The organism is Massilia sp. LMS1-1-1.1 (assembly GCF_040815535.1).
GTDB lineage: Bacteria > Pseudomonadota > Gammaproteobacteria > Burkholderiales > Burkholderiaceae_D > Janthinobacterium > Janthinobacterium aestuarii.
The window spans coordinates 767,912-787,399 of the sequence record NZ_JBFPNG010000023.1; the positions used below are offsets into that span (position 1 = coordinate 767,912).

At 64.1% G+C, this 19,488-nt stretch carries 17 protein-coding genes; 3 read left to right on the top strand and 14 right to left on the bottom strand.

Annotation, left to right across the window (positions count from 1 at the left end; translation table 11 throughout):
• Positions 1–55: 55 nt before the first annotated feature.
• The 13 genes from ccoG to MRBLMS1_RS18540 all read right to left on the bottom strand — a co-directional run bounded on the left by ccoG (position 56) and on the right by MRBLMS1_RS18540 (position 15,214).
• The gene (gene ccoG / locus MRBLMS1_RS18480; RefSeq protein WP_128140673.1) at positions 56–1,438 is read right to left on the bottom strand and encodes a cytochrome c oxidase accessory protein CcoG; all 1,383 of its coding nucleotides are present in this window, start codon (positions 1,436–1,438) and stop codon (positions 56–58) included.
• Between the two features lie 4 nt (positions 1,439–1,442).
• The gene (gene ccoP, locus MRBLMS1_RS18485; protein ID WP_034752517.1) at positions 1,443–2,363 is read right to left on the bottom strand and encodes a cytochrome-c oxidase, cbb3-type subunit III; all 921 of its coding nucleotides are present in this window, start codon (positions 2,361–2,363) and stop codon (positions 1,443–1,445) included.
• On the bottom strand, positions 2,356–2,559 hold the full coding sequence (locus tag MRBLMS1_RS18490; RefSeq protein WP_128140672.1) for a cbb3-type cytochrome oxidase subunit 3: 204 nt from the start codon (positions 2,557–2,559) through the stop codon (positions 2,356–2,358). Before MRBLMS1_RS18490 ends, ccoP begins: the two co-directional genes overlap by 8 nt.
• Position 2,560: 1 nt before the next feature.
• Positions 2,561–3,175 carry a cytochrome-c oxidase, cbb3-type subunit II gene (gene ccoO, locus MRBLMS1_RS18495; protein ID WP_034752513.1) on the bottom strand — a complete coding sequence of 205 codons (615 nt, stop codon included), beginning with the start codon at positions 3,173–3,175 and terminating at the stop codon, positions 2,561–2,563.
• Positions 3,176–3,190: 15 nt separating this feature from the next.
• Positions 3,191–4,618, bottom strand: a complete 1,428-nt coding sequence (gene ccoN / locus MRBLMS1_RS18500; protein ID WP_034752511.1) for a cytochrome-c oxidase, cbb3-type subunit I — start codon at positions 4,616–4,618, stop codon at positions 3,191–3,193.
• A 222-nt stretch (positions 4,619–4,840) separates the two neighbouring features.
• Positions 4,841–5,017, bottom strand: a complete 177-nt coding sequence (ccoS, locus tag MRBLMS1_RS18505; RefSeq protein ID WP_034752510.1) for a cbb3-type cytochrome oxidase assembly protein CcoS — start codon at positions 5,015–5,017, stop codon at positions 4,841–4,843.
• 2 nt (positions 5,018–5,019) lie between these two features.
• The gene (locus MRBLMS1_RS18510) at positions 5,020–7,458 is read right to left on the bottom strand and encodes a heavy metal translocating P-type ATPase (protein ID WP_485880938.1); all 2,439 of its coding nucleotides are present in this window, start codon (positions 7,456–7,458) and stop codon (positions 5,020–5,022) included.
• A 22-nt stretch (positions 7,459–7,480) separates the two neighbouring features.
• Positions 7,481–8,251: a sulfite exporter TauE/SafE family protein gene (locus MRBLMS1_RS18515; RefSeq protein WP_485880940.1), complete on the bottom strand. Its 771-nt coding sequence runs from the start codon at positions 8,249–8,251 to the stop codon at positions 7,481–7,483.
• A 9-nt stretch (positions 8,252–8,260) separates the two neighbouring features.
• Positions 8,261–9,709 carry an oxygen-independent coproporphyrinogen III oxidase gene (gene hemN, locus MRBLMS1_RS18520; RefSeq protein ID WP_128140668.1) on the bottom strand — a complete coding sequence of 483 codons (1,449 nt, stop codon included), beginning with the start codon at positions 9,707–9,709 and terminating at the stop codon, positions 8,261–8,263.
• A 24-nt stretch (positions 9,710–9,733) separates the two neighbouring features.
• On the bottom strand, positions 9,734–11,401 hold the full coding sequence (locus MRBLMS1_RS18525) for a methyl-accepting chemotaxis protein (protein ID WP_128140667.1): 1,668 nt from the start codon (positions 11,399–11,401) through the stop codon (positions 9,734–9,736).
• 195 nt (positions 11,402–11,596) lie between these two features.
• The gene (locus MRBLMS1_RS18530; protein WP_485880943.1) at positions 11,597–13,705 is read right to left on the bottom strand and encodes an EAL domain-containing protein; all 2,109 of its coding nucleotides are present in this window, start codon (positions 13,703–13,705) and stop codon (positions 11,597–11,599) included.
• A gap of 45 nt (positions 13,706–13,750) precedes the next feature.
• The gene (gene yiaA / locus MRBLMS1_RS18535; RefSeq protein ID WP_128140664.1) at positions 13,751–14,182 is read right to left on the bottom strand and encodes an inner membrane protein YiaA; all 432 of its coding nucleotides are present in this window, start codon (positions 14,180–14,182) and stop codon (positions 13,751–13,753) included.
• Between the two features lie 84 nt (positions 14,183–14,266).
• Positions 14,267–15,214 (bottom strand): DUF808 domain-containing protein, encoded by a 948-nt coding sequence (locus MRBLMS1_RS18540; RefSeq protein ID WP_139092122.1) that lies wholly within the window; start codon positions 15,212–15,214, stop codon positions 14,267–14,269.
• Between the two features lie 193 nt (positions 15,215–15,407).
• On the opposite strand from MRBLMS1_RS18540, the gene MRBLMS1_RS18545 reads away from it, so the two are divergent.
• From MRBLMS1_RS18545 to MRBLMS1_RS18555, 3 genes are all read left to right on the top strand, one after another.
• A complete protein-coding gene (locus MRBLMS1_RS18545) occupies positions 15,408–16,049 on the top strand; it encodes a LysE family transporter (protein WP_128140662.1) in 642 nt (213 codons plus the stop codon).
• A gap of 107 nt (positions 16,050–16,156) precedes the next feature.
• Positions 16,157–17,896 (top strand): DUF6600 domain-containing protein, encoded by a 1,740-nt coding sequence (locus tag MRBLMS1_RS18550; protein WP_485880946.1) that lies wholly within the window; start codon positions 16,157–16,159, stop codon positions 17,894–17,896.
• A 316-nt stretch (positions 17,897–18,212) separates the two neighbouring features.
• Positions 18,213–18,509, top strand: a complete 297-nt coding sequence (locus MRBLMS1_RS18555; protein WP_034752493.1) for a DUF493 family protein — start codon at positions 18,213–18,215, stop codon at positions 18,507–18,509.
• Here the strand turns inward: MRBLMS1_RS18555 and gcvA are convergent.
• Positions 18,502–19,407 (bottom strand): transcriptional regulator GcvA, encoded by a 906-nt coding sequence (gcvA, locus tag MRBLMS1_RS18560; protein WP_485880949.1) that lies wholly within the window; start codon positions 19,405–19,407, stop codon positions 18,502–18,504. The two genes, MRBLMS1_RS18555 and gcvA, sit on opposite strands and share 8 nt — an antisense overlap.
• Positions 19,408–19,488 lie beyond the last annotated feature (81 nt).

Consider the following 19,488-nt stretch of genomic DNA (forward strand, 5'->3'; position numbering starts at 1 on the left):
ACCCCTACGGCGAAATACCGGGGTCGGACCCAGAGGGTCCGACCCCGAATCAACATTACCGCGGCACGATGAAGACCGCGCTTTCACGCACATGCAGCGACGGGTCGTCCAGCGATTGCAATTCGATCGCAATCTTGTTCGACCCCTTCTCGCCCACGCCGTGCGGCACGCGCAGGCGGATCGGCCAGCCCAGCGTTTCCGTCGGCTGCAAGGTCACTTCTTCGCGCGTCAGCAAGGTCAGGCCCGGCAAGCCGGAAGCGCTGATTTTAAAGTGCTGGCTTTGCTCGGACGTGTTCATGATCTGCAGGCGGTAGACGTTTTCGATCATGCCGTCTTCCACTTCGCGTCCCATCGAACCGCGGTCGCGGATCACGTCCATTTTCAGGGGCGTGCGCAGGGCCAGCGAGGTACATACGGCGATGATGATCAGGGCCAGGATGGAAGTGTAGATCAAGACGCGCGGGCGCATGGCGCGCTGGCGTATCTGCTTCGAATTGAAGTTGTTTTCCATCGCATGGTCGGTGCTGTAGCGTATCAGGCCACGCGGCCGCTCGACCTTGTCCATCACGCTGTTGCAGGCATCGACACAGGCGGCGCAGCCGATGCATTCATACTGCAGGCCGTTGCGGATATCGATGCCGGTCGGACACACCTGCACGCACAGGGTGCAGTCGATGCAATCGCCCAGCTTGTCGTTGTGGCCGGCCTTCTTGCTCATGGCGCCGCGTGGTTCGCCGCGCTTGGCATCGTAGGTGATGATCAGGGTGTCCTGGTCGAACATGGCGCTCTGGAAGCGCGCATAGGGGCACATGTATTTGCACACCTGCTCGCGCAGCCAGCCCGCGTTGCCGTAGGTTGCCAGGCTGTAGAACAAGACCCAGAACCATTCCCAGGGACCGAAATTCAAGGTGACCACCGATTGCGCCAGTTCCTTGATCGGCGTGAAGTAGCCGACAAAGGTAAAGCCCGTCCACAGGGCGATGGCGCCCCACACCACGTGCTTGGCCGTCTTCTTGAACGCCTTGCGCACGGACGGGCCCTGCTTGTCGAGGGCCATGCGCGCGCTGCGCGTGCCCTCGATGCGGCGTTCGACCCACAGGAAAATTTCCGTGTATACCGTTTGCGGGCAAGAGAACCCGCACCACACCCGTCCGGCAATGGCCGTGACGAGGAACAACAAATACGCACAGATGATCAGCAGGGCCGCCAGATAGATGAAATCCTGGGGCCACAGCACGACGCCGAAAATGTAGAACTTGCGCGTGGTCAAGTCGAACAGCAGGGCTTGCCTGCCATTCCAGGTCAACCACGGCAAGCCGTAGAACGCGAGCTGGGTAAGCCATACGCATACCCATCGCCAGGTAGCGTAGCGTCCTTTGGCCTCGCGAGGGTAGATCTGCTCGCGGGCCGCATACATCTTGATGACTTGAGGTTCCATTACATCATTTCACGGGCGTCTGAGGATTCGACAGGCTCCAGACATACGCCGACAGCACGTGTACCTTGGATTCGCCGAGGAAATCGCTGAAGGCCGGCATGGTGTTGCTGCGTCCCTTGCGTACGGTTTCCATGATGGTATCGGCGCTGCCGCCGTACAGCCAGACCTTGTCCGTCAGATTCGGCGCACCGAGCATCTGGTTACCCTTCGCATCGGCGCCGTGACAGGCCATGCAGGCGCCAAACTTGGCCTTGCCCAGCACGGACTTGACGGGATCCGAGGTGGAACCGGACAGGCTCAGCACATAATGGGCCACGTTCTCGACATCTTTTTCGGAGCCGAGGGCGGCGCCCATCGGAGGCATCTGACCATTGCGGCCGTGCAGGATGGTGGTCTTGATGATGTCGGGTTCACCGCCATACAGCCAGTCCTTGTCCGTCAGGTTGGGGAAGCCCTTGTTGCCGCGCGCATCCGAACCGTGGCATTGCGCGCAGTAGGTCAGGAACAGGCGCTGGCCGATGGCTTGCGCCTGCGGGTCGGCGGCCACCGTCTTCAAGTCCTGGCTCAGGTACTTGTTGAACAGGGGACCGTAGTCGGCTTCCGCCTTCTTCAGCTCTTCCTCGTACTGGCCCGTCGATTTCCAGCCCAGGCTGCCGGCATAGTTGCCCAGGCCCGGATACAGGAACAGGTAGGCCAGCGCGAAGACGATGGTGATGTAGAACAGCCACATCCACCAGCGCGGCATCGGCGTATTGAGTTCCTTCAAGTCCTCGTCCCAGACGTGGCCCGTGGTGCCGTCGGCGGGGGCGCCGGCGACCACTTTCACTTTCGACTGCGAGTACAGCAGCACGCCGCAGCCGATGATGCCCAGCAGGGACAGCACGATGATGTAGATATTCCAGAAGCCATTGGTAAAGTCAGCCATGGTTATGCTCCTTCGCCAGGTTCATCTCGGCCTCGGCCGGATAGTCGAGCGCTTCGTCGGCGAACGGCAGGCGTGCCGCCGCGTCGAAGTCGCTGTTGCTGCGGCTGAACGTCCACCACAGGATGCCCACGAACGTCGTAAAGGAAACCACCGTCATGACGCTGCTGGCGCTGTCAAACAGGTTTTCGATTGCCATGCTAATTCCTTGTTTTGATTAATGTACCGAGGCCTTGCAGATAGGCGACCAGGGCGTCTTCTTCCGTCTTGTCCTGCAGCTGCGCGGGGCCGGCGGCGATTTCTTCCTCGCTGTACGGCTGGCCCAGGCGTTTCAGGGCGCGCATCTTCGGCACGATCTCGTCAGGCACCAGCTTGGTCTTCGCCAGCCAGGGGTAGGACGGCATGTTCGACTCGGGCACCACGTCGCGCGGGTTGTTCAAGTGCGTGCGGTGCCATTCGTCGCTGTAGCGGGCGCCCACGCGGGCCAGATCGGGCCCCGTGCGCTTGGAACCCCACTGGAACGGACGGTCATAGACGAACTCGCCGGCGACCGAATAGTGGCCATAGCGTTCCGTTTCCGCGCGCAGCGGACGCACCATCTGCGAGTGGCAGTTGTAGCAGCCTTCGCGCACGTAAATGTCGCGGCCCGCCAGGCGCAGCGGCGAATACGGCTTCAGGCCGGCGACCGGTTCCGTCGTGCTCTTCTGGAAGAACAGGGGGACGATCTCGACGGCGCCGCCGATGCTGATCACCACCGTGACCAAGGCGATCAGCAGCCAGGGGTTTTTCTCAATCCATGCATGTGAAAATTTCATTTGCTTTCGCTCCTATCAGGCGTGCGCCGCGTTCAGTTCCGGAATGCGGGCGACGGGGAGTTTGCTGCCGCGCAAGGTCATCCAGGTGTTGTAGCCCATGATGCACATACCCGACAGGTACAGCAGGCCACCGGCCACGCGCACCACGTAGTACGGATACGTCGCTTTCACGCTCTCGACAAAGGTGTAGGTCAGGGTGCCGTCCGGATTGACCGCACGCCACATCAGGCCCTGCATCACGCCGGCGATCCACATGGCGGCGATGTACAGCACGATGCCGATGGTGGCCACCCAGAAGTGCACGTCGACCAGGCGCGTGCTGTGCATCTGCGTGCGGCCAGCCAGGCGCGGCAGCAGGTAGTAGATCGAACCCATGGTGATGAAGCCCACCCAACCCAGAGCGCCCGCATGCACGTGGGCAACGGTCCAGTCGGTGTAGTGCGACAGCGAGTTGATGGTCTTGATCGACATCATCGGACCTTCGAAGGTGGCGATGCCGTAGAACGACAGCGAGACGATCATGAATTTCAGGATCGGGTCGGTGCGCAGCTTGTGCCAGGCGCCCGACAGGGTCATGATGCCGTTGATCATGCCGCCCCAGCTTGGCGCCAGCAGGACCAGCGAGAAGACCATGCCGATCGATTGCGTCCAGTCAGGCAATGCCGTGTAGTGCAGGTGATGCGGGCCCGCCCACATGTAGGTGAAGATCAGCGCCCAGAAGTGGACGATCGACAAACGGTACGAGTACACGGGGCGCTCGGCCTGTTTCGGGATGAAGTAGTAGACCATGCCCAGGTAGCCGGCGGTCAGGATGAAACCCACCGCGTTATGGCCGTACCACCACTGGATCATGGCGTCCTGCACGCCCGCATAGGCGGAATACGACTTGGTGAACGAGGCTGGCATGACGGCGCCATTGACCACGTGCAAAATCGTCACGGCCAGGATGTAGGCGCCGAAGAACCAGTTGGCCACGTAGATGTGCTTGACCTTGCGCTTGATCAGCGTGCCGAAGAACACGATGGCGTAGGCGATCCAGACGACGGCGATGAGGATGGCGATAGGCCATTCCAGTTCCGCGTATTCCTTGCCGCGTGTCATGCCCATAGGCAGGGTAACGACGGCGCACAGGATCACGGCTTGCCAGCCCCAGAAGGTGAAGGCGGCCAGTTTGTCGGAAAACAGGCGCACCTGGCAGGTGCGTTGCACGACGTAGTACGAGGTAGCGAACAGGCCGCAGATGCCGAAGGCGAAAATCACCGCATTCGTGTGCAGCGGACGCAGGCGTCCGTATGTCAGCCATGGTATGTCGAGGTTCAGGGCAGGCCAGGCCAGCTGAGCGGCGATGATAACGCCAACCAGCATGCCGATGATGCCCCATACCACAGTAGCGACCGCGAATTGCTTCACGATCTTGTAGTTATAGTTCAGCGATTGATCCACAAAGACTCTCCCTGGAATTACTATTTATGATGGTGGCCAGAGAGTAAGTGTTTGACCGTGAAAAAACTTTGATGTGGATCAAAATTCCCCGGATGAAATAAGCGTAGCGAACTGGCATCGAAATAAAGTGATATTTCGGTCAAATTCCGCTCAAAAAAGCCATACAAGATCCCTGCAATCAGGGCGGATTGGGGGGCAGACGCGCCGGCCGGGCTGGTGCGGTCAGGGATGCGGTTCGCCGGGCGCCGGCTGGGGCGGCGTGTCGTCGTCCTGCAGCACGCGCAGGCCCGGTCCGACGAGATCGTCGAACTGGCCGCCGTCCGAGGCCGTGAAATACACCCACAGGGCGATGAAGACGACCACGACGCTCAAGGGGATGAGGAGATACAGTGCTTCCATGTTCAGGCTTTCCGCAGGCGCAGGGCGTTGGCGATGACGACGGCCGAGCTGGCAGCCATGCCGACGCCGGACAGCCAGGGGTTCAAGAAACCCAGCGCGGCGGCCGGGATGGCCGTCAGATTGTACAGGGTGGCCCAGCCCAGGTTCTCGCGGATGATGCGCATGCTGCGCGCAGCCGTCTTCGCCGTGTCGAGCACGGACACCAGTTGGCTCGACAGCAGCACCGTGTCCGCATGCGCCTGCGCCAGGGCGGCGCCGGACCCCATGGCGAAGGACACGTCGGCGCCGCTCAGCACGGCGGCGTCGTTGATGCCGTCGCCCACCATCGCCACGACGGCGCCCGTTGCCTGCAACTGCTGCACGAAATCGAGTTTTTCATCGGGCAGGCATTCGCCGCAGGCCGTGTTGATGCCCAGTTCCGTCGCCACGCTTTGCGTCAGCGCTTCCTGGTCGCCGCTGAGCAGCACGACCTGCTTGCCGCGCCGGTGGAAATACGCGACGACGTCGCGCGCTTCCGGGCGCAGCGCGTCGCTGAGCAGGAAACGCGTCAGCCAGCGGCCCTGCGTGCCAAGGTACAGCGGCGTCATGCCCTGCATGCCGACGGCCGTGTCGCCCAGCGGCGGCCCGGCGATGGCGGCGACAAAGGCCGCGTTGCCCAGGCGGTAGCGCACGCCATCGACGATGCCTTCCAGGCCCTGGCCTTGCACTTCCTGCAACTGTTCCGCATGCGTGCGCGGTTGCTGTCCTGGCAACCCTTCGGCTGCCGCCAGGATCGCCTGCGCCAGCGGATGGGCGCTGCCCGCTTCCAGCGCGGCGGCCACCTGCAGGCAATCGTCCTCGCTCAGGCTGCCGAGCCCTTCGATTTGCCGCAGCACGGGCCGGCCCAGGGTCAAGGTGCCCGTCTTGTCGAAGACGATGTGGGTGGCGCGGTGCAGGGTTTCCAAGACATGCGGCTGGACGATCAGGACGCCGCGCCGCAGCAGGCTGTCGGTGGCGGCCGCCAGCGCCGTTGGCGTGGCAAGCGACAGTGCGCACGGGCACGACACAACCAGCACGGCAATCGCCACGGGCCACGCTTGCGACGGGTCATGCCAGCTCCAGAAGGCGAATACGGCGACGGCGAACAGCAGCAGGCCCAGCACGAACCAGGCGGCGACCTTGTCGGCCCACTGCGCGATCTGCGGCTTGCCGCTGCCGGCCCGCTCGATCAGTTTCAATAAATCGGAAAGCGTGCTTTCGCGCGCCGGTTTCAGCACGCGCACAATCAGCGCCGCGCTGGCGTTGATGGCCCCGCCCGGCACCTGTTCACCTGTCTTGCGTCGCTGGGCCGCGCTTTCGCCCGTCAGCAGCGACAGGTCCAGCGCACTGCTCCCCTCGATGATGACGCTGTCGGCGGCGATCGCTTCGCCCGGCTTGACCAGGATGATGTCGCCCACGGCCAGGCTGCCGGCCGGCACCAGGGTGGTGGCGCGGTTGTCGGGAAAGCCCGCCATCAAGGACGCGGAGGCAGGCAAGGCGTGCTGCAGGCGCTCGAGCGCGGAAGCGGCCTTGCGGCGCGCCTGCAGCTCGAAATAGCGGCTGCACAGCAGCAGGAAGATGAACATCGTGGCCGAGTCGTAATACACCTCGCCGCGGCCCGTGAAGGTCGCCACCACGCTGCCGAAGAAGGCCGCCAGGATGCCCAGTGCGACGGGCACGTCCATGCCCAGGGTGCGCGCGCGCAAGCTGGCCCAGGCGCCCTGGAAGAACGGCATGGCGGAGTAACAGATGGCGGGCAGGGTCAGCAGCAAACTGGCCCAGCGCATCAGGCTGGCCATATTGTCGTCCAAGGTGCCATCCTCGGCCAGGTAGGCGGGCGCCACGTACATCATCACCTGCATCATCGACAGGCCGGCCACGAACAGCTGGCGGCCCAGGGTCTTGCTGGCTTTTTGCAGGCGCTCGCCATGGCGCACGGCGTCATACGGATAGGCCGTGTAGCCGACTTGCCGCACGGCTTGCAGGATGTCGCCCGGCTCGCACTGGGCGCGGCTCCAGCGCACGTACAGGCGCTCGGTGGCGACGTTCAGGCTGGCCGCCTGCACGCCGGGCAGGCGCGTCAGCTGGCGCTCGATCAGCCAGACGCAGGCGGCGCAGCGGATGCCTTCGACAGACAAGGTCGCTTCGCAGCTGCTGGCGTCGCGCGCGAATTGCGCGTCGTCATTGCTGTACAGGCGCAGTTCGGGCGGTACCATGGTCGCATCGGCCGCATTGACGGCATATTCGTCGCGGTCGCGGTAGTAGGCGCTCTGGCCGATGTCGACGATGGTTTGCGCCACCGCTTCGCAGCCGGGGCAGCACATGGCGCGCGGCACGTCGTCGATGGTGACGTTCCAGCTCGAGCCGCTTGGCACGGGCAAGCCGCAATGGAAGCAGGCGGAGGGTTGTAAAACAGCATTCATAGGTTTGTTTTCATGCGTCTTTTCATGGATGGCCCGTGACGCACAGGGCGTCGAGCCAGCCCAGCGAGACGCCATTCGCGGCGCGCAGCAGGCCCAGCAAGCCAAAGCCCAGCACCAGCAAGCCGCTGGCGATGCGCACGGGACGGCGCTGCATCTGCGTGCGCAAGCGCGTGCCCAGCAAACCCATGCCCAGCAAAGTGGGCAGGGTGCCCAGGCCGAAGGCGGCCATCGTGGCCGCGCCGTTCAGGGCCGAACCCTGCATCATGGCCGTCAGCAGCGCGCTGTAGACCATGCCGCACGGCACCCAGCCCCACAGCCCGCCCACGGCCAGCGCCTTGAACGGCGTATCCATCGGCATCAAGGGTTTGAGCAGGGGGCGCACGCGGCGCCAGACAACGTTGCCGGCCGCTTCCAGATGGGCCAGGCCGCGCCAGGCATCCATCAGGTACAGGCCCAAAGCAACGAGCATCAGGTTGGCCAGCCAGTAGCCGGCCACTTGTAGTGACGCCAGGTGCAGCATGCCCGCGCCCGCCAGGCTGCCGGCCAGGGCGCCGGCCAGCATGTAGCTGCCGATGCGCCCGCCGTTGTAGGCCAGCACGCGCAGCACATTCGATTGCAAGGTTGTCTGCAATGCCGGCCGTGCCACGGCAATGGCGATGACCGGGCGCGCAGGCGCCGCCGGTGCGCTTGCGCCCAGCGACAGGGCGCCCACGATGCCGCCGCACATGCCGATGCAGTGCACGCTGCCGGCCAGGCCGACGAGGAACATGGGCACGAGGCTGAGGGTGTTCATCGCGTGGCGCTACACCGTTTTCGAGTAGCGCAGCGGCTGCACCGCGTCGGGCGCCGTATTCGCGCGCGCCAGGGTCAGGTAGCGGTCGAAGACCATGCAGATATTGCGGATCAACAAGCGCCCTTTCGGCGTCACCGTCAGCCAGTCTTCCTCGATGACGAGCAAGCCATCTCTCGCCAGTTCGCGCAGCTTGTCCAGCTCGGCGGCGAAATAGCTGCGGAATTTCACGGGGTGCGCTTGCTCGATGCTGGCGATCGACAATTCGAAATTGCACATCAGCATCTGGATGATGATACGGCGCAACAAATCGTCCGTGTCGAGCTTGATGCCGCGCGCGATCGGCAGCACGCCTTCGTCGAGCTTTTCATAGTACGCGTCGAGCGTCTTTTCATTCTGGCTGTAGACGGCGCCGACGGAGCTGATGGCCGACACGCCGCAGGCGATCAGGTCCGCTTCCGCACGCGTGGAATATCCTTGGAAGTTGCGGTGCAAGCGGCCCTGGCGCTGCGCCACGGCCAGGTCGTCCGTGGGCTTGGCGAAATGGTCCATGCCGATGTAGACGTAGCCGGCGGCCGTCAGGCGCGCGATGCACAGGCCCAGCATGGCCAGCTTGGTGGCGCTGTCGGGCATGTCGGCGTCGAGGATGCGGCGCTGCGGCTTGAACAGATGCGGCATGTGCGCGTAGTGGTACAGGGCGATGCGGTCGGGGCTGGCGTTGATCACCTTGCGCAGCGTTTCCGTCATCGTTTCCAGGTTTTGTTTCGGCAAGCCATAGATCAGGTCGATGCTGATCGAGCGGAAACCGGCGTCGCGCGCGGCCTGCATGATGGCCACCGTTTCCGCTTCCGGCTGGATGCGGTTGACGGCCTTCTGTACGTCGGCGTCGAAATCCTGCACGCCCAGGCTGATGCGGTTGAAACCTTGCGCGCGCAGCGAGAACACGCGCTCGCGCGAGACGGTGCGCGGGTCGATCTCGATCGAATACTCGCCGTCTTCATCGGAAGCGAATTCGAAATGCTGACGCAAATGCGCCATCAGTTCGTCCATCTGCTTTTCGCTCAGGTAAGTGGGCGTGCCGCCGCCGAAGTGCAATTGCTCGATCTGGTTCATGCCGGCAAACAGCTTGCCCTGCATGGCGATTTCCTGCTTTAAATAGCTGAGATAGGTGGCGGCCTTGCTGCGGTCTTTCGTGATGATCTTGTTGCAGGCGCAGTAGTAGCACAGGGTGTCGCAGAACGGCACGTGCACGTACAGCGACAGCGGACGGCGGCCGCCGCGCATGCGCAGGGCGGCCAGCGCTTCGAGGAAGTTGCCATAGCCAAAGTCGGCATTGAAACGGTCTGCGGTCGGGTAGGACGTGTAGCGGGGGCCGGACTGGCTCATCTTGCCGATGATGACCGGGTCGAATTCGACGACGGCGTCCAGGTCGGCGGAAGCACTGCTGAGTAGTGTAGGCATGATGTGTATGAAGTCTTGAAAGGTTTAGGCGGCCAGGCGTTTCATGGCGGGCTTGCCGGCGTTCGCTGCACCCGCAGCGCCCGACTTGCCGCCGGGCGTGGCGACGCGGCGCGGTGGCGGCATCTTGCCGAAATTGAACAGGCTCACGGCTTGCGACAGGCTGGCCGCTTCTTCCGCCAGGCGCGTGGCGGCCGCGGCCGCTTCTTCCACGAGGGCCGCGTTCTGCTGCGTCACCTGGTCCATGTGGGCGATGGCCTGGTTGACCTGGTCGACGCCGATGCTCTGTTCGCGCGAGGCGATCGAGATTTCCTGCATGATGGCCGTCACCTGCTTGACGGAGCTGACCACCTGTTCCATGGTGGCACCGGCGCGGTTCACCTGCAGCATGCCGGCGCCCACCTTGCCGACGGAAATTTCAATCAGTTGCTTGATGTCCTTGGCAGCCACGGACGAGCGCTGCGCCAGGTTGCGCACTTCGCCCGCCACGACGGCAAAGCCCCTGCCCTGCTCGCCGGCGCGCGCCGCTTCCACGGCCGCGTTCAGGGCCAGGATGTTGGTCTGGAAGGCGATGCCTTCGATCAAGCCGATGATGTCGACGATTTTCTTCGACGAGGTGTTGATGTCGTCCATGGTGGTGATCACTTCGGAGACGATCTCGCCGCCCTGCACGGCCACTTTCGAGGCAGCCACGGCCAGCTCGTTCGCCTGCACCGAATTGTCCGCGTTCTGTTTCACGGTCGACGAGAATTCCTCGATGCTCGAAGCCGTCTCTTCCAGGCTGGCCGCCTGCGATTCCGTGCGGCCCGACAAGTCCATATTGCCGACGGCAATTTGCTTGGTGGCCACGGCCATCGTTTCCACGTTGATGCGCACGTCGCGGATGGTGGCGATCAGGTTGCTGTTCATCTGTTGCAGCGCGCGCAGCAATTGCCCCATTTCATCCGTGCTGTCCGTTTCGAAACTGCCCGACAGGTCGCCGGCGGCAATCGCCCGCGCGCCGTTCAGGGCCTTGCCCAGCGGCTTGAGCACAGACATGCGCAAGGTGTACCAGAGGAAAACGTTGATCAGGAAACCGAACAGGGTGGCGCCGAAGATGGCGTAATTGGTGATCTTGCCGCCGCTGGCGAACAGGCTGATGACGCACACCAGCAGCTGCAGGCAGTTGACGATGGAGGTGGCGGCCCAGATGCGCAGGTTGAGCGACATGTGCGTCAGATTGTGCAGCAGGTGCGCCAGGCCCGGGCGCACTATCTGGCCATGCTTGATGACGATGTTGCCGCCTTCCTTGTTGCGGATGGCCGCGTAGGCTTCCTCGGCCGCTTTCACCTGATCTTTGTCCGCCTTGACGCGCACGGACATGTAGCCGATGGTCTTGCCCGCTTCGCGGATGGGCGTGACGTTGGCGCGCACCCAGTAAAAGTCGCCGTTCTTGCAGCGGTTCTTGACCAGGCCCGTCCACGGCGTGCCGGCCTGGACCGAGGCCCACAGGTCGGCAAACGCTTCGGCCGGCATGTCCGGGTGGCGCACGATGTTCTGGGGCGAGCCGAGCAGCTCTGCCTCGCTGAAGCCGCTGACCTGGCTGAAGTACGGATTCACATACACGATATTGCCGTTCATATCCGTTTTCGACACGATGGCCTGATCGTCCAGGACGAGGACTTCACGGTTAGTCACTGGCAAATTTTGTCGCATGGTCGCGGCTTCCTGATCAGTTGAATAGCTAATTGGTGAGTAAGACTTGCACGATTGCAAGAATGGAGATCAGTGTAAGGAGTCGCCTGCGCAAATTTATTGATGTAGATCAAAATCCTCCAGATTGGTCGTGCTTGCCCGCATTTAGCGATAGCAATGCAGCATTGTTTTAAAGCTACTGGTTGCCGTTGGTGGCTAATCCACGCCCGCCGTCAGCGGGCGCAGGCTGCCCACGGCGTAGCCTTGCGCGTAATCGATGCCCAGCTCGCGGATGACGGCCAGGGTGGCTTCGTCTTCCACGTATTCGGCCACTGTTTTCAAGCCCATCACGTGGCCCACTTCATTGATGGCCTTGACCATGGCGCGGTTGATGGCGTTGCTGGCGATGTCGCGCACGAAGACGCCGTCGATCTTCAGATAGTCGACGGGCAGCGCCTTCAGGTAGCCGAACGAGGAAAAGCCGCTGCCGAAGTCGTCGAGCGAGAAGCGGCAGCCCATGGCCTTGAGCTGGCGCATGAACACTTGCGCCTTGGGCAGGTTGGCGATGACGGCCGTTTCCGTGATCTCAAAGCAGAGCTGCTCGGGTGCGATGGCGAATTGCACGAACTGCTCGGTGATGTAGTCGTGCAAGCCGGCATCGGCCAGCGACATGCCCGACAGGTTGACGGAATACAGGGCCGGTGCGCGGCGCCGGCTTTCCGCCATCGCTTCGATCGGCGGCAGGCTGTCGCGTACGCTCTCGATATGCGCGCAGACGGCGCGGATGACCCAGCGGTCGATGGACAGCATCATGTCGTAGCGTTCGGCGGCGGGGATGAAGGCGCCCGGCAAGATCAGGTCGCCCTGGCTGTTGCGGATGCGGATGAGCACTTCGTCGTGGTGTTCCTGGCTGTCGTGCAGGTGCACGATGGGCATGGCGTACAGGCGGAAATAATCGTGGGCGAACGCTTCGTTCAGGCGCGAAATCCACAGCATTTCGCCGTGTCGCTGCGCCAGCATGACGTCCGATTCCTGGTAGACGTGGATGCGGTTGCGGCCCTGCTCCTTGGCCAGGTAGCAGGCCTGGTCGGCGGCGCTCAGCAGCTCGCTCATGGACTTGCTGTCCTGGCTGATTTCGACCATGCCGATGCTCACGCCCAGCTCAAAACTGCGGCTATCCCAGGCGAAACGGAAATCGCGGATGGACTGGCGCAGCTGTTCGCCGATCACGCGTGCGTGATCGAGCGGGCAGTGCGGCAGCAGCACGCCCAGTTCGTCGCCGCCCAGGCGCGCGAGGATGTCGCTGTCGCGCATTTGTGCCTGCAGCATTTTCGCCAGCAGTTGCAGCAGCACGTCGCCGGCGCCGTGGCCGCAGGTATCGTTGATGACCTTGAACTGGTCCAGGTCCAGGTACAGCAGCGCATGCACGTGGCCATCCTGCTTGGCCGTGTGCAGGGCGCCAGCGACCAGGTGTTCGAATTCGCGCCGGTTGATCAGGCCCGTCAGGGTGTCGTGCGTGGCGTGCCACGACAGTTGCTGGCTCAGCTTGCGCTCGTGGCTGACGTCGCGGAACACGACGACGGCGCCGAGGATGTCGCCGTCGCGCGACCAGATGGGCGCGGCCGAGTCTTCCACGGCGATGCGCCGCCCGTCGCGCGTGACCAGCTGCGAGTGCGCTGAAATGCCGATGGCCTGGCGCTGCTGCAGGCATTTGTATGCCACGTGCTCGAGCGCTTCGCCCGTACGTTCGTCAGCCAGCGGCAGGGTCTGGCAAATATCCATGCCGCGTGCCAGTTCGTTGCTCCAGCCCGTCAATTGCTCGGCCACCCGGTTCAGGTAGCGCGTCTTGCCGTACGGATCGGTGGTGATGACGCCGTCGCCGATGGAGCTGAGCGTCACTTCGGCCAGTTCCTTGCGCTCGGCGATCAGCAGTTCGCGCAGCATGTGCTCGGTGATATCCCAGATGATGCCCAGGGTGCGGTCGGGCTGGCCGTCCGCATCCGTGAACACTTGCGCCTTGGCCGCCAGCCAGCGTTCGCTGCCATCGGGCCAGACGACGCGGTACTGCAGGGCGTAACCGTTGCGCTGGCGCACGGCTTCCTGCATCACCTCGAGTATCTTGCCCTGGTCATCCACATGGACGAAGCCGAGAAAGGTGCGAAATGGCTGCGTCAGGGCCTGCTCTTCCAGGCCCAGCAAGGCGGCGCCCTTGGCCGACCAGCTGACCGTGCCGTCGATGACCTGGCCATCGATGAGGCGCGAATCCCAGATCGCCATGTGCGCCGCCTCCAGCGCCATCTGCAAACGTTTTTGCTGGTCGCTCATCGTCCTCTCCCGAGATGGATATAAGGATAGATACGCGGCTGGTGTTTAAGTTCCCGGTATCTCGGCGGGCGTCGCGGCCGAGGCACGCGCCACGTCGCGCACATTCTTTTGCACGGCCACGGCCGCAAACAGACTGAGCAGGAATGCCATCGCGTAGAAACCCTTCTCGCTGTTCTGCAGGGTGGCGTTCCACAGGCCGACCGTCAGCAGCAGCAAGGCCAGCAGTACGGAAATCCAGCACAGGCCGAAATAGATGCCCGTCACGGCGATGCCCTCGGCGCGGTCGCGCACGGATTTTTGCAGCGAGATGGCGGCGAACAGGCCGTACATGAGGATCGTGAAGTAATAGCCCTTCTCGTTGAGCGCCATGCTGGCGTTCCACAGGCCGGACAGATAGGTGATGACGCCGATCAGCAATGCCGCCCAGGAGGCGCCGATAAAGGCGCTGCTGGGACGTTGGATGGGGGAAGTCTGCATAGGGTCTCCATGGACGGACGGCGCCGCCGGCATGGCCGGGGCGGCAGGCACGGATGCGCCTGCCGCCCCATCAGACCAGAAAGCCTATTTGCTTGACTTGACCATGCGCAACAAAGCCGACACGGCCGTGACGCCGGCCAGCACCAGGCCACCGGCGATGAGGCCGGCCACTGCGTTGATCAGGCTGGGCGTGACGGCTGCCAGCACGGGGCCAATGCCGGCCACGCCGCCGACGGCAGCTTCCGCGTGATGCAGCATGCCGCTGGCCCACGGCCAGCCGTGCGTCAGGATGCCGCCGCCGACCATGAACATGGCCAGGGTGCCCACGACGGAGAGAAATTTCATCAGTTTCGGCGCCGCCGACACGAGCATGCGGCCAAAGCCGCGCACGCCGTCCATCAGCGCGCCCGCACCCTTGCGCGCAGCCAGGTAAAAGCCGGCGTCATCGAGCTTGACGATGCCGGCCACCAGGCCGTACACGCCGACCGTCATGAGAAGGGCGATGCCGACGACGACGGCCACCTGCTCGGCGAAGGTGGCCGCGGCCACCGTGCCCAGCGCGATGACGATGATTTCCGCCGATAAGATGAAGTCGGTGCGGATGGCGCCCTTGATCTTGTCTTTTTCCAGCGCGACGAGGTCGACCTGCGGGTCGCGCAGCGCCTGGGCCAGCTCGGCCTTGTGGCTGTCGTCCGGGTGCAGGTATTTGTGGGCGATCTTTTCGAAGCCCTCGAAGCACAGGTAGGCGCCGCCCACCATCAAGAGCGGCGTGATGGCCCACGGCGCAAACGCACTGATGGCCAGCGCGGCGGGCACGAGGATGGCCTTGTTCTTCAGCGAACCGACGGCGACGGCCCAGACGACGGGCAATTCGCGTTCGGCGCGCACGCCGGCCACTTGCTGTGCGTTCAGGGCCAGGTCGTCACCGAGCACGCCGGCCGTCTTCTTGGCGGCCACCTTGGTCATCAGGGAAACGTCGTCGAGGATGCTGGCGATGTCGTCGAGCAGGGCCAACAGGCTGGAGCCGGCCATCTCAGCGCGCTCCCGCTTTGGTGGCAGGGAATCGTGGAGCGAGGAAAGTGTTGTTTTTCATGATGTTATTCTTGGTTGTACGGCAAGGGATGGCCCAGGTAAGGCATGACTGCGATCTTACCTCAGGGCGGGCCGGCAAGGCCGCACTGACCGGGTTAAAATTGTTGATCGCCACCATTTTTTTGGAAACCGCATGCACTTCGCCACCTGGATCACCTTTGTCATCGCCGCCTCCATCATCGCCGTCTCGCCCGGCTCGGGCGCCGTGCTGTCGATGTCGCACGGCCTGTCGTACGGGGTGAAAAAGGCCAGCGCCACGATTTTCGGCCTGCAACTGGGGCTGCTGGTGGTGCTCGGTATCGCTGGCGCCGGCGTCGGCTCCTTGCTGCTGGCCTCCGAAGTGGCGTTCAATATCGTCAAGACGGTGGGTGCCCTGTACCTGATCTACCTGGGCCTGTCGCAATGGCGCGCCAAGGTGGCGGTGGCCGGCGACCTGCATGCCGACGCCGTGGTTCCGTCCTGGCGCCGGCGCGTGCTGACGGGTTTTCTCACCAACGTGACGAATCCGAAAGGCATCATTTTCATGGTGGCGGTGCTGCCGCAATTCATCAGCCCTGCTGCGCCGCTGCTGCCGCAACTGCTGATCCTGGCCGTCACCATGTGCACGATCGATCAGATCGTCATGCACAGCTACGCTTTCCTCGCTTCGTCGATGCAGCGCTTTTTCCGCGACGCCAAGGCCGTGAAGAGGCAGAACCGTTTCTTTGGCGGCTTGTTGATGGCCGTGGGCGCCGCCCTGTTCTTTGTCAAGCGCGGTGGCCAGGCGGCATCCTGAACGAAGTCAATATGCAAACATTTGTAAGCCCGCTTGCGGTACTTGCCCGATAGGACTGTAATCGACCTGTTGTCTTCCTTTTATCTGCGTCCTGCCTGGAGCGCGCCATGCGTCCGACCCTGCCCCTGCTGAAAACCATCTGCGCCGTGCTGCTGTCGTCGGCGTGCTCGCTGGCGCTGGCCGAGGACCCGCCCGCGCGCGTGGGCCGTATTTCCACCGTCGAAGGGCAGGTGCTGGTGCGCGCCGGCGATGGCGATGCGCAAAACGCCCTGCTGAACTGGCCCGTCACGACGGATAACCGGCTCAGTACCATGCGCGGCGCGCTGGCGGAATTTCGCGTGGGCGCGGCCGCCGTGCGCCTCGATGGCGACTCCGAACTGGAAGTGAGCGAGCTCGATGACGACAGTTTCAAATTGCACCTCAGCTATGGCACGGTCAGCGTGCGCGTGCGCAATCCCGACGCGCTGCGCGGCTTCGAGCTGACCACCGCCCAGGCGCGCGTGATATTGACCCAGCCGGGCTGGGTGCGCATTGATGCGGGGCGCCAGCCCGGCACCAGCGTCGTCAGCGTGCTTGACGGGGCGGCCGACGTGGATGGCGCGACGGGTAGCGTGACCTTGCGTGCGGGCAAGCGCGCCGAGCTGACGGACGAGGAGCTGCGCACGGGCGCCTTGCAGCGGATGGCCTTCGACAACTGGCCCGAAACCTTGCCCGCCGCCGCGCCGGCCTTGCGCTATGTCACCGACGATACGACCGGCTATGAAGAGCTGGACCGCTATGGCGCCTGGCAGGAAGACGCGCAATACGGCCCCTTGTGGCTGCCCAGCGCGGTGCCGGCCGGCTGGGCGCCATACAGCGACGGACGCTGGACGTGGATCGCGCCGTGGGGCTGGACCTGGGTCGACAATGCGCCGTGGGGTTATGCGCCCTCGCACTACGGCCGCTGGGTGCTGCTGGGCCACCGCTGGGGCTGGGCCCCGGGCCGCGAACGTGGCCGCGTGCCCTGGGCGCCGGCGCTGGTGGGCTGGGTCGGCGGTAATCATGGACCACATAACGGGCCACAGCATGGCCAGCGCCCCGGCGTCGGCTGGTTTCCTTTGTCGCCGCACGAGCGCTACGTGCCCGGCTACCGCGCCAGCGCCGAGTATGAACGCCGCATTAACCGGATGGCCGAAGGGCGCCGCCCCGTGGCGGGCGAGCGCGAACGGCGCGAAGGCATGACGATGCTGCCCGGTGAACGTTTTGGCGGCTCGCGCACGGTCGACGTGCCGCGCCGCAACCGCACCACCATGCCGCCGCCCGTCATGCAAAGCTTGCCGTTGAGCACGGCGCCTGCGCCGGCCGGCAACTGGCAGCGTCCCGTCGAGCCGAGGGAGCCCCGGCGCGACTGGGTCAACCGTCCCGGCCGCTTGCAGACGGACGATGGCCTGACGCACATGGCGCCGCGTCCCCTGCAGCCGAACCGGCCGCCCGTTCCGGCCCAGCCACCGGTGCCGCCGCAGCCCCTGATGCCGGCCATGCCAGCCATGCCGGCCTTGCCGCCCGTGCAAGATCATGTGGCCCGGCCCGGATGGCGTGGCGAGGAGCGGCCCCGCGCCGACTGGCACCGCGCCGAGCGTGCTCCCCGCCGCGAGGTGCTGCAGACGGCGCCGCCTGTCTTGCCTGCCCCGCCGCCCGTGGCCCAGCCGCGGCCCGCGCCGCCGCCGATGCCGGCCCCTGCCGCCCGTCCGCCCCAGGAAGCGCGCGGTGCCGAGCGCGCCAATCCGCCGCGTGAGCGCAACCATGAGCGTCACAACGAGCGCGGCGGTCCCGGCCGCAATGGCCGGATGCAGGAAGTGGAGCGCTGACGGCGGTGCCGTCTGTCGCGCCGTATCGACGTTCAAGCCGCGAAATGCGCAGTTCGTCACATACAGGAGGTAAAGCCGCCGTCGTTTGTCTACAGTACGACCACTGCTTATCCTCCAAGTGACAGCATCGACTTTTCCGGCTATTTTGTCCAAACGAAATAGTTTTCGCCAGCTTACAAAGCTGGCTTTTTTTTTGCCTTGCCGTCTGCGCCATGGCGGCCGGCGCAGCCGCCCTCAAAGTTGGCTACAATACGCTTTTATGCAGCCGCCGCGCGATAAGCGCTGCCTGTTCTGACCGGCACTGATTGGATTTCCCATGCAAACGACCCCACCGACCGAAGTGACGATTCCTCCCAGCGAATCGCTGATCGAATACCCGAGCGACTTTCCCATCAAGATCATGGGCCCGACGCATGTCGACTTCGCGCCGACCATGCTGGAACTGGTCATCAGCCACGATCCGACCTTCCACGCAGGCCGCATGGAAGAGCGCCCATCGGGCAAGGGCAATTACACGGGCCTGACCGTCACCGTGCGCGCCATCAGCCGCGAGCAGCTCGACGCCCTGTACACGGCGCTGTCGGGCCACCCGATGGTCAAGATCGTCATGTAAGCAAGGTGGGCGCTTCGCGTGCCTGGAAGGCGGCGATTTCTTCGCCCAGCCAGGCACGGAAGGCGCGCACGGGCTCGCGCTGCGCCGCAGCGGGCGGGCTGACCAGGTAATACGCGTCGGCGCAGGGCACGGCCATGTCGAACAGGCGCACCAGCCGCCCCGCCGCCACCTCCTGCAGCGCCACCACATGGCGCACCAGCGCCACGCCGTCGCCATCGATGGCCGAGCGTATCAGCATCGACAAATCCTCGTACAGTACGCCGCCTACGGGCTCGGCCAATGGCAAGCCGGCCGCTTGCAGCCATGGCCGCCACGGTTCGAGCGAGCGCAGCAAGGTTGCGTGCGCCAGTTCGCCCGGCGTTGCGGGCAAGTTACCACCCCGGTAATGGGGACTGCAGACGGGGTAATACACGTCACCCATCAGCGGCTGCACCAGCAAGCCCGGATAATGGCCGCGGCCGAAGCGGATGCCCACGTCGATGCCCTCGCCTTCCAGGTCCTGCAAGGCGCCGCTCGTTTGCAGCAGCACTTCGATGCCGGGATGACGTTCGATGAAATGCCCGAGGCGCGGCGCCAGCCAGCGCGCCGCAAACGAGGGAATCGCCGTGATCGTCAGCCGCGTATTGGCGGGCGCGGGCCGCAGCGCTTGCGCCGCCGTGGCGATCTCCGTAAAAGCCTTGCCCAGCACCAGCGCAAATTGCCGTCCGTGCGGCGTGACCGTCACATGGCGGCCGTTGCGCAGGAACAGCAGCACGCCCAGTTCCTCTTCCAGCTTGCGCACCTGGTGGCTGATGGCGCCGTGCGTCAGGTGCAGTTCCTCGGCCGCGCGCGAAAAATTGCCGTGGCGGGCAGCCGCCTCGAAGGCGCGCAATGCTGAAAAATTAGGCAATCTGGACATGGCGTTTGATGTGAATAAAAGTAACAACAACAACGAATATAACTCGTTTTGTTAGCTTTACACGGCGCTTTATGATGAATC